16 protein-coding genes are annotated in these 13,286 nt (G+C 63.8%); 6 read left to right on the top strand and 10 right to left on the bottom strand.

The window, feature by feature from the left end; translation table 11 throughout:
* Window positions 1-2: 2 nt before the first annotated feature.
* A complete protein-coding gene (locus ACN9MZ_RS20635) occupies window positions 3-1,166 on the bottom strand; it encodes an iron-containing alcohol dehydrogenase (RefSeq protein WP_426338795.1) in 1,164 nt (387 codons plus the stop codon).
* Window positions 1,167-1,291: 125 nt separating this feature from the next.
* On the opposite strand from ACN9MZ_RS20635, the gene ACN9MZ_RS20630 reads away from it, so the two are divergent.
* From ACN9MZ_RS20630 to ACN9MZ_RS20620, 3 genes are read left to right on the top strand one after another with little or no spacing between them, the layout of a single operon-like run.
* Window positions 1,292-1,591, top strand: a complete 300-nt coding sequence (locus tag ACN9MZ_RS20630) for a ferritin (RefSeq protein WP_426338794.1) — start codon at window positions 1,292-1,294, stop codon at window positions 1,589-1,591.
* A 36-nt stretch (window positions 1,592-1,627) separates the two neighbouring features.
* The gene (locus ACN9MZ_RS20625) at window positions 1,628-2,086 is read left to right on the top strand and encodes an immunity 26/phosphotriesterase HocA family protein (RefSeq protein WP_426338793.1); all 459 of its coding nucleotides are present in this window, start codon (window positions 1,628-1,630) and stop codon (window positions 2,084-2,086) included.
* A gap of 10 nt (window positions 2,087-2,096) precedes the next feature.
* Window positions 2,097-2,510: a GFA family protein gene (locus ACN9MZ_RS20620; protein WP_426338792.1), complete on the top strand. Its 414-nt coding sequence runs from the start codon at window positions 2,097-2,099 to the stop codon at window positions 2,508-2,510.
* A 6-nt stretch (window positions 2,511-2,516) separates the two neighbouring features.
* Here ACN9MZ_RS20620 and ACN9MZ_RS20615 read toward each other — a convergent pair whose 3' ends face one another.
* From ACN9MZ_RS20615 to ACN9MZ_RS20605, 3 genes are all read right to left on the bottom strand, one after another.
* Window positions 2,517-2,915, bottom strand: a complete 399-nt coding sequence (locus ACN9MZ_RS20615; protein WP_426338791.1) for a VOC family protein — start codon at window positions 2,913-2,915, stop codon at window positions 2,517-2,519.
* A 144-nt stretch (window positions 2,916-3,059) separates the two neighbouring features.
* Window positions 3,060-3,386 (bottom strand): EthD family reductase, encoded by a 327-nt coding sequence (locus ACN9MZ_RS20610; RefSeq protein ID WP_426338790.1) that lies wholly within the window; start codon window positions 3,384-3,386, stop codon window positions 3,060-3,062.
* A 14-nt stretch (window positions 3,387-3,400) separates the two neighbouring features.
* Entirely contained in the window at window positions 3,401-4,660 is a 1,260-nt protein-coding gene (locus ACN9MZ_RS20605; RefSeq protein ID WP_426338789.1) for an RNA polymerase sigma factor, read from the bottom strand.
* Between the two features lie 70 nt (window positions 4,661-4,730).
* Here ACN9MZ_RS20605 and ACN9MZ_RS20600 point away from each other — a divergent pair, with 70 nt between their 5' ends.
* Window positions 4,731-5,723, top strand: coding sequence for a LacI family DNA-binding transcriptional regulator (locus ACN9MZ_RS20600; protein WP_426338788.1), 993 nt, complete (start codon window positions 4,731-4,733; stop codon window positions 5,721-5,723).
* Here ACN9MZ_RS20600 and ACN9MZ_RS20595 read toward each other — a convergent pair.
* The 6 genes from ACN9MZ_RS20595 to ompR form a co-directional block, all read right to left on the bottom strand.
* Window positions 5,720-6,412, bottom strand: coding sequence for a YciI family protein (locus ACN9MZ_RS20595; RefSeq protein WP_426162664.1), 693 nt, complete (start codon window positions 6,410-6,412; stop codon window positions 5,720-5,722). The two genes, ACN9MZ_RS20600 and ACN9MZ_RS20595, sit on opposite strands and share 4 nt — an antisense overlap.
* An 11-nt stretch (window positions 6,413-6,423) precedes the next feature.
* Window positions 6,424-6,849: a YciI family protein gene (locus ACN9MZ_RS20590; RefSeq protein ID WP_426338787.1), complete on the bottom strand. Its 426-nt coding sequence runs from the start codon at window positions 6,847-6,849 to the stop codon at window positions 6,424-6,426.
* Between the two features lie 13 nt (window positions 6,850-6,862).
* The gene (locus ACN9MZ_RS20585; protein ID WP_426338786.1) at window positions 6,863-7,348 is read right to left on the bottom strand and encodes a VOC family protein; all 486 of its coding nucleotides are present in this window, start codon (window positions 7,346-7,348) and stop codon (window positions 6,863-6,865) included.
* A gap of 83 nt (window positions 7,349-7,431) precedes the next feature.
* Window positions 7,432-8,400: a cysteine synthase A gene (locus ACN9MZ_RS20580; protein ID WP_426338785.1), complete on the bottom strand. Its 969-nt coding sequence runs from the start codon at window positions 8,398-8,400 to the stop codon at window positions 7,432-7,434.
* A 189-nt stretch (window positions 8,401-8,589) separates the two neighbouring features.
* A complete protein-coding gene (locus ACN9MZ_RS20575; RefSeq protein ID WP_426338784.1) occupies window positions 8,590-9,936 on the bottom strand; it encodes an ATP-binding protein in 1,347 nt (448 codons plus the stop codon).
* Window positions 9,937-9,949: 13 nt separating this feature from the next.
* Complete coding sequence (ompR, locus tag ACN9MZ_RS20570; RefSeq protein WP_426338783.1) at window positions 9,950-10,714, bottom strand: two-component system response regulator OmpR; 765 nt, start codon at window positions 10,712-10,714, stop codon at window positions 9,950-9,952.
* A gap of 184 nt (window positions 10,715-10,898) precedes the next feature.
* Here ompR and ACN9MZ_RS20565 point away from each other — a divergent pair, with 184 nt between their 5' ends.
* Together ACN9MZ_RS20565 and ACN9MZ_RS20560 are read left to right on the top strand one after the other, a co-directional pair.
* Entirely contained in the window at window positions 10,899-11,252 is a 354-nt protein-coding gene (locus ACN9MZ_RS20565; protein ID WP_426162658.1) for a hypothetical protein, read from the top strand.
* Between the two features lie 138 nt (window positions 11,253-11,390).
* Window positions 11,391-13,280 carry a flagellar assembly protein A gene (locus ACN9MZ_RS20560; RefSeq protein ID WP_426338782.1) on the top strand — a complete coding sequence of 630 codons (1,890 nt, stop codon included), beginning with the start codon at window positions 11,391-11,393 and terminating at the stop codon, window positions 13,278-13,280.
* The last annotated feature ends 6 nt before the right edge of the window (window positions 13,281-13,286 follow it).

The raw sequence follows: 13,286 nt of genomic DNA, 5'->3' as shown, positions 1-13,286 counted from the left end.
TACTACAGGCTCAGTTGCAGCGCCTTGCGCACGTCGGCAGGCGTGATATCGCGGCGTTCGCCCAGGCCCGTCAGGCCCGCAGCTTCCATGGCTGCGACGGTGGCGTCGATCGCATCCGCGCCCAGGCCGTAGCCGGACAAGCGGGTCGGCACGCCCATCTGCTCGAAGAAGGCGCGCGTGTTGCCGATGGCCGCGTCGATGCGCTCATCGTCGGTGCCCTTGCCGGCATGCAGGCCCCAGACACGTTCGGCATACTGCAGCAGCTTGCCGCGCTTGGCTTCGCGGCGAATCTGCAGGATGCCAGGCAGGACAATCGCCAGCGTCTGTGCATGGTCCAGGCCAAACAGCGCGGTCAGTTCGTGGCCGATGCCGTGGGTTGCCCAGTCCTGCGGCACGCCGATGCCGATCAGGCCATTCAGCGCCATGGTGGCGGTCCACATGATGTTGGCCCGCACTTCCACATCGTCCGGACGCGCCAGCACTTGCGGGCCCAGTTCCAGCAGCGTTTGCAGCAAGCCTTCGGCAAAGCGGTCCTGTACCGGCGCATTGGCCGGGTAGGTCAGGTATTGTTCGGTGGTGTGGACGAAGGCATCGACCACGCCGTTGCCGACCTGGCGCAGCGGCAGGGTCAGGGTCTTGGCCGGGTCCAGCACCGAGAAGCGCGGATAAACATGCGGGCTCATGAAGGCGCGCTTTTCCTGTGTCTCGGCGCGGCTGATCACGCTGGCGCTGTTCATTTCCGAGCCGGTAGCCGGCAGGGTCAGGACAGCGCCAAAGGGCAGGGCAGCCTTGATCACTTTGCCGCCGATTTTCAGGATGTCCCAGGCATCGCCGTCATATGCCGCCGCCGCGGCAACAAATTTTGTGCCGTCGACAACAGAACCGCCGCCTACAGCCAGCAGGAAATCGATGTTTTCGCGGTGGATCAGCTCGACCGCCTTCATCAAGGTTTCATAGCGCGGATTTGGCTCGATGCCGGCGAACTCGAGCACGGTGTGACCTGCCAGGGCCGTGCGCACTTCGTCGTAAGTGCCATTCGACTTGATGCTGCCGCCGCCGTAGAGCATCAGTACGCGTGCATTGGAAGGAATATGTTTTGCCAAGGCGGCAATTTGCCCCACGCCGAAGATGACGCGGGTTGGATTGTGGAATTCAAAGTTTTGCATAGTGCCGGGCATTATCGCGCAAATCTTGCCCATCCGTGCGACACCCCGCAGCACGCCTTGCTACACTTGAGAAATCCGCGCCGCAGGCTGACAATGCGTGTATCCGCATGCCTAAGGAGAGTGAGATGACACAGGAACACGTGGTCGAGCCGCGCGACTATTTGAATGCCCAGGTGCTGGACATGCACCGGGCGCTGACGTCGTTGAGCGAGAAGATCGAGATGCTGGATTTGCAAAACCAGCGCATCGAAACGTGCACCGACCCCGAGCTGAAGCTGGTCATGGCCAGCCACCGCGATTCCACGCGCAAGCAGATCGCAATGTTGCTGGAATGGGTGCGCCGGCGCGACCCGAAAATGGACAAGGAAATGAAGGAAGCGCTGTTCAAGGCGGGACCGATCGCCGCGCAGTACCACTACGAGTAAGCTCCTGGTACCGCGCTGCAAACAGAAAGGAAGTCGATGAAGTTGCAGCCGTACCGGGAGGGCAGCTGGTTTGCCATCCCGCTTGGAAATGGCGGCTATGCCACCGGACTGGTGGCCCGCCTGTCGCCGCAAGGAAAGGTCATGCTGGCCTACCTGTTCGGGCCGATCCACTGGACGCTGCCAACGCTGGCGGAAGTACAGCCGTTGACGGCCAACGATGCGCTGAAGGTGATTCGCACCGGCGACATCGCAGTGGCCAACGGGCGCTGGCCGGTGATCGGCAACACCATCGGCTTCCAGCGCAGCGACTGGCCGGTGCCGATGTTCATCCGCCGCGCCGACGCCTTGAAGCGTGCCTGGCAGGCAACCTACGGCGACGACCCGGCCAAGCCGGAGCGCGAAGTGTCCGTGCCATACGACACGGAGGGGTTGGAGAGCGATTCGCTGTTTGGCTACGGCTCGGCGGAACTGCTCATGACCAAATTGCTGGAGTAGGGAGATCCCTATGTACACGGGCGGCTGTTTTTGCGGCGCAGTGCAGTATGAGGCAGACGCGCCGGTGTTGAATTGCACGTGGTGCCATTGTTCGATGTGCCGCCGCCTGTCCGGCGCGCCCAGCGTGGCCTGGTTCAGCGTACCGCGTACCCAGTTTCGCTATGTGCGCGGCAAGGCCGCCATCTACCATTCCAGCCCCGGCGTGACGCGCGAATTCTGCGGCGTCTGCGGCACCCACCTCACCTTTGCCGACGACAGCACGCCCGGCGAACTGGACGTCACCACTTCCAGCCTGGACGATCCCGAAGCACTGCCGCCGCAAGACCACACCTTTGCCGACAACCGGTTGCACTGGGAGCCGATCTGCGACGACCTGCCGCGCTACCGCCGCACGCGCCGCGACGGCGCTCTCGAACGCGCCTGACCGCCGTCAGGCCTCCGGCGCCACCCACACCAGGTTCCACAGGTGGCCGTCGATGTCCTCGAAGCCCTGGTCGTACATGAAGCCATGGTCCTCCGGCGGGTGCGGCGTGCGGCCCCCGGCGGCAACGGCCTTGGCGATGAGGGTGTCGACTTCTTCCCGGCTTTCGCAGCTCAGGCAGATGACCACTTCGTTGGCTTCCTTGGCCTGCGCGACGGGCTTGTCAATCAGGGACTTGAAAAAAGGCTCGGTCGTCAGCATGGCCTGGATGGTGTCGCCGACGACGTTCATGAATGCCGCGTTCTCGCCGCTGAACCGCGCATTGAACGTAAAGCCGAGCGCGGAAAAGAAGGCCTTGGACTTTTCCAGGTCCTTCACTGGCAAGTTGAGGATGACTTGTTTTTTCATGGCGTTTCCTTGGTTGATATGGAACGGGAGTTCGGTGCTGCATCCTGACGACGGACGGCGCTACACCGAATCGACACGCTGATGAAAAAAACCTCGTTTGCAGAGCGTTGCGCTAACGCCATAAGCGAATGACTGAACCTTGAATCAGGCCTCTGAACGCTCAACCACCACTTCACTGATCTGCAGCACCGGTCGAATATCCGTGTAATTCGCGATGTCGCTCCAGATCTCCTGCGCGTGCGGCGCGCGGGCTGCCTGGTAGGCTTCGACCGAGGTGCAGACGAAATCGCACTTGGCCACATAAACGGGATCTGTGCCCGGAGCGCCGCCTGTAACGCCCTTGTCCACCGTGTAGTACAGGCACGCTGCGCCGAGCCGCTGTTTCACCATTGGCATATGTTTCTCGCGGTAGTAGGCGTGATCGAATCGCGCACCTGCGGCGTATGGGTACATGACACTGACTTTGATCATAGGTTCTCTCCTGTTTAACTGCAGGCCGCAGCGCGCGTCAGCAATAGCTGGCGCTCCTGCTCATTTTGCGTAAGCTTCGCGGCGCGTTCGAATTCGAAACGTGCTTCGGGCAGGCGGTTCAGTTTGAACAGGAAGTCGCCCCGTACGCTTGGCAGCAAGTGGTACTGCTTGAGCGCCGGTTCGTCGACCAACTGGTCCACCAATTCCAGCCCCACCGCCGGCCCATAAGCCATGGCCAGCGCCACAGCGCGGTTTAATTCCACCACCGGCGAAGGCGCGCGCGTCGCCAGCGCCAGGTACAGGTCGGCAATCTGCTGCCAATCGGTGTCTTCGGCCCGGCGCGCGCGGGCGTGGCAGGAAGCGATGGCGGCCTGCAGCACATATGGCCCGGGCACCCGATTCAACGCTTGCGCGCGCTGCAGCGCCGCCAGCCCACGCCGGATCAGCATCTGGTCCCAGCGCGTGCGGTCCTGCTCCAGCAATAGCACAGGCTTGCCCTGCGCGTCCGTGCGCGCGCGCGACCGCGAAGACTGGATCTCCATCAGCGCCACCAGCCCATGCACCTCCGGTTCGCCGGGCACCAGCTCGGCCAGGATGCGCACCAGGCGCAGCGCCTCGTTGCACAGGGCTGGGCGCATCCAGTCGGCGCCCGCGCTGGCCGAATAGCCCTCGTTGTAGACCAGGTAGATCACCTGCAGTACCGCGGCCAGGCGTTCTTCCAGCTCGGCGCCACGCGGCACGTCGAACGGCACCTTGGCATCGCCCAGGGTGCGCTTGGCACGCACGATGCGCTGCGCCACCGTCGATTCGGACGCCAGGAATGCGCGTGCAATTTCGTCGGTCGTCAGGCCGCCCAGCAGGCGCAAGGTCAGCGCCACGCGCGCTTCCATGGTCAGCACCGGGTGGCAGGAAATGAAGATCAGGCGCAGCAGGTCGTCCCCGATATTGTCATCGAGCTCGCGCTCCAGGTCCGGCGCGGCGTCCTGCAGCAAGCCTTCGATTTCGTAAGTCAGCTCGGGCTCTTTCTCGTGCACCAGCTTCTGGTGGCGAAGGTAGTCGAGCGCCTTGTTCTTCGCCGCCTGCATCAGCCAGGCGGCTGGGCGGTCGGGCGTGCCGTTCTCCGGCCAGGTCTCAAGCGCGCTGACCAGCGCATCCTGCGCCATCTCTTCCGCCAGTGCGACGTCGCGCAGCATGCGCGTCAGGACCGCGATAATCTTTGCTTCTTCAATGCGCCAGACAGCGTCGATGGCGCGGTGGATGCTGTTGTCGTTCATCCAGCTACTTTACCATCACGGCAGTGATGGCGTGATAAACTCGGCAACTTTTCCAATAATGTACCGGCCGATGAAGAAGAGCGTAGCGACAATCCGTGATGTGGCAGCCGCCGCGGGGGTATCCACGGCCACGGTTTCCAAGTTCGTCAACGGCGCGCAGCGCTTTTCGCCGGCGGTCGAAGCCCGCCTGGCCGGCGTCATTGAGGAGCTGGGCTACCGCTCCAATCCGATGGCGCAGTCGATGATTACCGGGCGCACCAGGACCATCGGCCTGTCGATCCTGGATATTACGAACCCTCACTACGCCAGCGTGGTAAAAGGCGCCAACCGCGTGGCCCAGTCCCACGGCTACACCGTGCTGCTGGTCGATACCGAAGAAACCCCGGAGCGCGAGCGTCAACTGCTGGAAGCCCTGAGCCGGCGCGTGGACGGCATGATCGTCTATTCCCGCACGCCGGAGGAGGAACTGGACTGGCTGCTGGCGCTGAACCGCCCATCGGTGTTTTTCGGCCGGCCTGACTACATCAAGCTGCCATCCGTGGCCAGCGACGACCAGCTTGGCGCCTTCATGGTCACGCGTCACCTGCTGGCGCAAGGCCACAAGCGGGTAGCTTACATGGGTTACTCTAATTCGCGCCGCGACCGCGAGCGCATGGCCGGCGTGCGCGAGGCACTGGCGGCGCAAGGACTGGAACTGAGCGTATTCGAAGCCGACGCTCCAGCGTCGTCGGCGGGCGAGAAACTGAGCTCCTCGATCATGTTGGGCAGGCAGCCGCCCGACGCGCTGGTCTGCTTCAACGACCTGCTGGCGCTCGGTTTCATGAAAGCCGCCCAGACGCTGGGCTTCCGCGTCCCCGGAGACGTCTCCGTGGTGGGCTTCGACAATATCCAGTTCGGGAGTTTCGCTTCGCCGGCCCTCACCAGCGTGGACCTGAACAGCGAACAGATGGGCGCGGCGGCCATGGAGAAACTCCTGGCCTCCATCGAAGGCCAGGAAGTCGAGCCGCTGACGGTGGTCAACGCGCAACTCGTGCTGCGCGCCTCCACCGCCATGCGGGATTAGATCGCAACCTTGCGCAGTTCTACTTCCATATCGCCCGGGTTAGGGTAGGGGTAGGACTTGACCCAGGCGATAACATCATCGCGCGAAGCCGCATCCACCGCCCAATAACCGGCGATCAGTTCCTTCACCTCGGCAAACGGGCCGTCGGTGATGAAGGGTTTGCCGCCGCTGAACTTGACGCGCGCACCGCGTGCGGTGGACTTCAAGCCTTCGCCGGACAGCGCAACACCGGCGGCGATGCCGGCATTGTTGGCGCGGTTCATGATGTCGATCACTGCCGCCGGCGGTTCGAAATCCTGCTCCGCCACGGCATCGGAACGCAACAGGATGGCCCAGGCGGTATGCTTGGGCGCCGCGCCGGTGTCGAAGCCTACGCAGCCGCCGGGGCAACCGGCTTCGCGCACTTCGACCACGGCGCTGCCTTCCGCGTCCGCCGATGGCCAGCGCGCTGCCAGTTCGCTGGCGGCGCGGCGGTCTTCGGCCTCGATGAAGGTGAAGCCGGCCACGCTCACATCTTCGAACGGGCCTTCTTCGTACAGCCACTGGCCGTCGCGGCGGCGCATGCGCAAGCCGCCGTCGGCGCTGGAACGCAGCCATTTGGCACCCGGTACGGCCTGCACCAGTTCAGCGGATGGGAAGTTGTCCGATTCCGAGGTGGCGTCGGCCTTCCGAATTACCATGTACTGCATTGAAGTCTCCTTTAAACGGGCGCTGCGATCTTGCTGGCGATGCGCGCCTCCTGCTCACGCAGTTCGGGCGTGAATTCGGCGCCGAAATCCTCGGCCTCGAACACCTGGCGGATTTCGATATCTGAATCGGTCTCCATCGGATTGGGGCAGCGCTTGACCCATTCGATGGCTTCAGCCAGCGACTTTACCTGAATCAGCCAGAAGCCGGCAATCAGCTCCTTGGTTTCCTGGAACGGGCCGTCGATGACGGTGCGCTTGCTGCCCGAGAAATGCACGCGGGCGCCGCGCGAACTGGGGTGCAGGCCTTCGCCGGCCAGCAGTACGCCGGCGTTCACCAGTTCCTCGTTGAACTTGCCCATGGCTTCCAGCAGTTCGGTTTTCGGCATCTTGCCGGCTTCGGAATCGGGGGTGGCTTTTACGATGAGCATGAATCGCATGTTGTCGGTCTCCTTAGGCTTTGCACTCAGGCATTTTGCTCATCATTTCCTTCATCCCTTCCTGCATCTGTTCGGGAGTCAGGTCGCGCTTGTGGGTGGCAATCGACCAGCTATGGCCGAACGGGTCCACCAGCACGCCGTAGCGGTCGCCCCAGAACATGTCTTCCGGCGGCATCTTGGCGGTGCCGCCGGCGTCAATGGCGCGCTTGTAGGCGGCGTCCACGTCTTCCACGTAAATGTGCAGGGTCACGGGCGTGCCCTTGTAATGTTTAGGACCGAAGCAGCCGCCCTCGGGGAAGTCGTCGACCAGCATGATGTGCGAATCGCCGATGCTGATCTGGGCGTGCATGATCTTGCCGCCCGGCCCGGGCATGCGGGAATTTTCTACCGCGTTGAAAGCCTTCTTGTAGTAATCGATAGCGGCGGCAGCGCCTTCGCAAACCAGGTGAGGGGTCACAGTGCGCATGCCTTCTGGAATCGGTTTGACAGTCATGGTCATTCTCCATTCGTTGTTGAGGAAAGAGGACGCTTTTTGCGGCCTCCATATTCCCACGACGAACGGGCGGGCGCCAGATCGACACATTACAAAAGTTTTTTTTGAGCCAGCCATTCCGGGTTGAACAGGCGGGCCGCATAAGTGGCGCCGCGGTCGCACAGCAGGGTGACGATGGTGTGGCCTGGCCCCATCTGTTTTGCAAGTTCCGCCGCTGCGGCCACATTGATGCCGCTGGAGCCGCCCACGTACAGGCCTTCCTCGCGCAACAGGCGGTAGACCATCTGTACGCAAGCCCTGTCGTCGATGCGGATGGCGTCGTCGATCGGCGTGCCTTGCAGGTTGGCGGTGACGCGGCTGTTGCCGATGCCTTCCGAAATCGAACTGCCTTCGCTCTTCAATTCGCCGTGCTTGATCCAGTTGTAGAGGGCGCTGCCGCAGGGATCGGCCAGCACGATCCGGACGGCGGGCTTTTGCTCCTTCAGGTAGCGGGCGACGCCGGCCAGCGTGCCGCCGGTGCCTGTGGCGCAGGTGAAGGCGTCGATGCGCCCGCCGGTGTCGTGCCAGATTTCGGGACCGGTCCGCTCATAGTGGGCCTGGCGGTTGGCGAGGTTGTCGAACTGCTGGGCCCAGATGGCGTCGGGCAATTCCTGCGCCAGGCGGCCGGCGACTTTCTGGTAGTTGTTGTCGTCGGCGTAGGGGACGGCTTTGACGGGGCGCACTTCGGCGCCCAGCGTGCGCAGGATGGCGAATTTTTCTTCGGACTGGGTTTCGGGGATGACGATCACGCATTGGTAGCCGCGTGCGGCGCACAGGTGGGCCAGGCCGATGCCGGTGTTGCCGGCCGTGCCCTCGACCACGGTGCCGCCGGGTTGCAGGCGACCGGAGCGCTCGGCGTCGAGGAGGATGGACAGGGCGGCGCGGTCCTTGACGGAACCGCCGGGGTTCATGAACTCGGCTTTGGCCAAGATTTCGCAGCCGGTCTCGGCCGAGAGGCGGGCGAGGCGGATCAGGGGAGTGTGGCCGATGGCGTCGGCGAAGCCATGTTTGATGTACATGGCTTCAATGTAGTCTAAAACCCGCACATCTGGGTCAGACCCAAGGGTCAGACCCGCAACGGTTTCAAGTCCTGCGCTGGGGTTGCAAGTCTTTGGCTTTCTGCGAAGATCAAAAGCGCACAACCGAACCCAGCGGCAGATGAGCAGACAGGGTCCGACCCTGCGGGTCAGACCCGGGTTTGCCGGTTTTCAGAGAGCCCGCAAAGTGATAGTGAACTTCAGCCCACCACCTTCACGATTGGACACCTCCAGCTCCGCCTCATGCCGCGCCAGCACCCGGTCCACAATCGCCAGCCCCAGCCCGGCCCCATTGGCCTGCCCGCGCGCCGTATCCAGCCGCGTGAACGGCTTGAGCAACTGCGCAATCTGCCCCTCCGGCACCCCCACGCCATGATCCTGCACCTCAACAATCACCCGCTTGGCCGAATGCATGCCCCGCACCGAGCACTTGATGTCAATCTCGGTCACATCCGACTCGGGCGTCTTGCCATAGCGCCGCGCATTTTCCACCAGATTGGCAATCACCCGCTTGAGGTCGGTCGCATTGCCCAGCACATGCGCCTGTTCCGGCAGCTCAGCCGTAACCCGCACATCGGGATGGCGCCCCGCCTCATGCACACTCTCAGCCAGCAGCGCCGCCATGTCCACATTGATGAAGCTGGACGCTTCGGTCGGCTTGGCGTAATCGAGGAACTGCGCAATGATGGCATCCATCTGCGCAATATCCGACTGCATGCCCTCGCGCGCCTCCTGCGACAGGTTGGCCATTTCCACCTCGAGCTGCATGCGCGCCAGCGGCGTGCGCAAGTCGTGCGAGATGCCGGCCAGGATCACCGCGCGGTCGGATTCGACCTGCTGCAGGTCATCCACCATCTGGTTGAAGCTGCGGTTGGCCTGGCGCACCTCCTGCGGCCCGACTTCCGGCAGCGGGTCCGGGTGGCGGCCCTGGGCAATCTCGCGCGCGGCGGCGGTCAGCCGTTTCAGCGGCAGGTTGATCAGGCTGGAAATCAGCGCTGCACCGAGCAGCGACACCAGCGCCACCACACCGGCCCAGCCCAGCCATTCGACCGGCCCCTGCAGGCGTTCGCGCTCCAGCATCAGCCAGTAGCGGTCATCGGCAATCTTGAAGCTGACCCAGTAGCCAGGCACGCCGTTCACTTCGGAGGAAAAACGGGTATCGGCACCAAGCTTGGCGCGCACCAGGGTCTGGATGTCGGCCATCAGCCCCGAGCTGGGCGGCGGCGCCACCTCGTCGTCGTCCTCCATGGTGAACACGCGGATGCCTTCGTTCGACACCAGTTCGAACAGCAGTTCGCGCCGCAAGTCGGTCGCCGAGTGGGTCAGGGCGGCGCGCGTAATGGTCACCACCGACACCACCTGGGCGGCAGTCTGCTGTGCCAGCGGTTCGCGCTGGACGTAGTTGACCATGCCGAACCAGGCCGACATGGAAAGCGTGGTCAGCACGCTCAGCAAGAGAAAAGTGCGCCAGAACAGGCCGCTGGTCAGCGACGCCGGGCGCGGCAGGCGGAATTTCATCGACAGCCCAAAATCAGCGCGGCTGGCCCTCGGGAATGAAGACGTAGCCCAGGCCCCACACCGTCTGGATGTACAGCGGGCTGGACGGGTCCGGCTCGATCAGCTTGCGCAGGCGGGAAATCTGCACGTCCAGGCTGCGGTCGAACACTTCGTACTCGCGGCCGCGCGCCAGCTCCATCAGCTTCTCGCGCGACAGCGGCTGGCGCGCATGGCGCGCAAACACTTTCAGCACCGAAAATTCGCCCGTGGTCAGGGGCACGGTTTCGCCATTTTTCTTGAGCGTGCGCGTGCCCAGATCCAGCACGAACTGGCCGAACTCGAAAGTTTGCGGATGCTCGGAAGGTGCGCCCGGGATTTCGTCGGGCTGCTTGCGGCGCAGCACGGCGCCGATGCGGGCCACCAGCTCGCGCGGGTTGAATGGCTTGGGCAGGTAATCGTCGGCGCCCATTTCCAGGCCCACGATGCGGTCCACGTCTTCGCCCTTGGCAGTGAGCATGATGATCGGGGTCTGGTCGCCGGCGCCGCGCAGGCGGCGGCAGATCGACAGGCCGTCTTCGCCGGGCAGCATCAGGTCCAGCACCAGCAGGTCGTAGCGCTCGCGCAGCCACAGCTTGTTCATGGCGGTGGCGTTTTCGGCGGTGACGACGTTAAAGCCCTGCTCGGTCAGGTAGCGGCGCAGCAGGTCGCGCAGGCGGACGTCATCGTCCACCACCATGATCTTGGCCTGGTGGCCTTGCGTGCCGCCTGGTGCGGCAGGAGGGTTAGTGGTGGTATTCATAAGGATGTTGATCTTGTTGAATTGTCAGATGCATGTCGCTATGGTAACGTCATATTGATGGCCGGTGCCATACCGGTGAAAACTCATTACATTTTCTTACAAACTTTACCGGGTCGCTCTTACTATGGGAAGTTGGAGCGCATACACTGCGGGCATGGATACGGCAAGTACGACGAGGACTGCGATGAAACTTGGTGCGAAAACAGGATTGGGCAAAGCGGCTTTGGCGCTGTGCGCCGGCCTGTGCTGCACCGTGATGGCCAGCGCGCAAGCGCAGTCCGACCAGCGCAACCGCCAGCAAGAACGCCGCGAAGCGCCGCGCGACTTTCGCGACAATCGCATGAACGACGCCCGCGAAGTGCGCTATCCACGCCAGTATGAGGGGCGCATGGACGATGCGCCGCGCATGGTGGACGACCGAGACAACGCAGACTCGCGCCGCATGGGGGGACGCATGACCCCGGACGAACGTCGCGACCTGCGCCGCCAGATCAATGAAGCGGGCCAGCAAGTGTACTCCCTGCCGCGCAGGCGGTGATTTTGTGACGTTTACGTAACGTTAAGAGCACTTTCGGCCCAGAAAACCTCCGGAATTTAATGTTTTGCGTGTAATATTGATTGCCCGCAAGACAACGCGCCCCGGCGCGCCCAAAAATAGGGCACTGGAGGAGGAGCTTTGTCCCAAATTGCACAACAGGAAAGCGCCGGCAGCTTGCCGGCCGGCGTGGTCCAGCGGCCCGATGGGGTCTACCTGGACCTGCGCCTGCTCGCGCCTGAACTGAGCGCCGCGGTCGATGTGCTGTACCGCAGCGGTTATGTGCTGCAGGGGCTGGACTATCCGGTGCTGGCGCGCGCCCTGTACGGCGTGGGGCCGGAGCTGGCGCCCGGTCCCGACCTGCTGGTGCGCGTTGGCGATCGGGTGGCGCCATTCCCCGCCGAGCGCAAGCCGCTGTACCGCAACGTCAGGATTCGCGACGGCGAAGCGGAATACTTCTTTGAACCGATCTACCTGCCGGCCGAGGAGCTGTCGGACGGCACCCTGCTGCCGGAGCGCCAGGCCCACCTCGATTTCGACGAATTCGTGGCCGACATGTGGCTCAAGAACGTGCGCTTCGGCATCCAGGTGGCGGCCGTGCGCGCTGCGCTGGCGGCGCCGAAAGGCGAACGGGTGGCCGCGGCGCTCGACCTGGAACCGACGCCGGCACAGGATGCGCGCGTGGTGGAAGTGGCGTCCGAACTGCACCGCAGCGACGCGCCGCGCCAGCGCGCCGATGGCACGGTCGACCTGACCAGCTTCCAGAACCGTTTCCCCCAGATCAAGCAAGGCATGCGCCTGCTGCAAAAGCTGCCCGGCGTGCCGGGTGAGCCGGGCCGCAATATCGCCGGCCAGCCGCTGGCCGCGCTGGCGCCGAACGACGTCGATTTCAGCCGCTATGCCGGCGAGGGCACGGTCATCGCGCGCGAAGCCGATGGCGAATTCCTGGTGGCGGCACGTGAAGGCTTCCTGAACGTGGACCCGAAAAGCGGGCAGGTGGCGCTGAGCGACAAGATCATCAGCCGCGAAGGCGTGTCCGGCCGTACCACCGGCAACCTGGAGCTGATGGGCGCTTTCGAAGAATTCGGCGACGTGCAGGAACTGCGCGACGTGAACGGCAGCGACATCACCGTGCACGGCGACGTGTTCGGCAATATCAATTCCAGCGGCGGCACCATCGTCCTTGGCCGCAACCTGATGGCCGGCCGGGCCATCAACGCCAGGGGCGATATCCGCATTAAAGGCGTGGCCTCCGGTTCCACCATCCAGACTGCCTGCGGCACGATTACTATCACCGGCCGCGCCGAAAGCTGCGTCATCAGCGCGCCCAAGGTGGTGATCGCGGAGGCGTCCAACTGCGAAATCTTTGCCGACGAAGTGAGCATTGAACTGGCCATCGGCTGCGCCGTTGCCGGCCGCAGCGTGCTGGTGGAAAGCGCCGGCCCGCGCAAGAACAGCGAAATGCTGGTCTACGTGGTGGTGAAAGACGTCGCCAGCCACGACGCCGAGCTGGAAACCCTGCAAAAACAGGTCGCCGTGCACGAAGCGGAAATTGCCGCCTGGCGCGCCGAGCATGACCGCCTGAATGCCATGGCCGAAGTGCGCAGCTACCTGACGCTGGCCGAAAAGCTGCGCAAGGGAGAGATCCACCTGACGCCGGCCCAGGTGCCGCACCTTAAGAAAGTGGCGGGCGCGGTGGCGCCGCACATCAAGCAGATCGGCCAGTTGCTGCAGTCGATCAGGGTGGCGGAAGAGTCGATCGGGGGTGCGCGCACCCGGCGCGACGAACTGGAAGCGCTGAAGCGCGATGCCGCCGCACGTTCCTCGGTGCGCGTCACCCTGGTCGACGGCGAGGTGCTGGTGCGCACCTTGCCGCTGGGCGAGGTGGTAGCGGCCAACTTCATGGCGGCCGCCAAGGATTACAAAGTCCTGTTGCGCGGGCCCCGGCTCGATAGCCTGGTCATCTTCGCCGGCGCCAGCGGCAGCGTGAACTGGCATGGCGCTGCCCAGGCCGAGGCGAGCGTAGCGTAGTGGGCC

It is taken from the genome of Pseudoduganella sp. S-14, from assembly GCF_049913285.1.
Lineage (GTDB): Bacteria > Pseudomonadota > Gammaproteobacteria > Burkholderiales > Burkholderiaceae_D > Rugamonas.
This window is presented reverse-complemented; position numbering and strand designations above follow the sequence as displayed.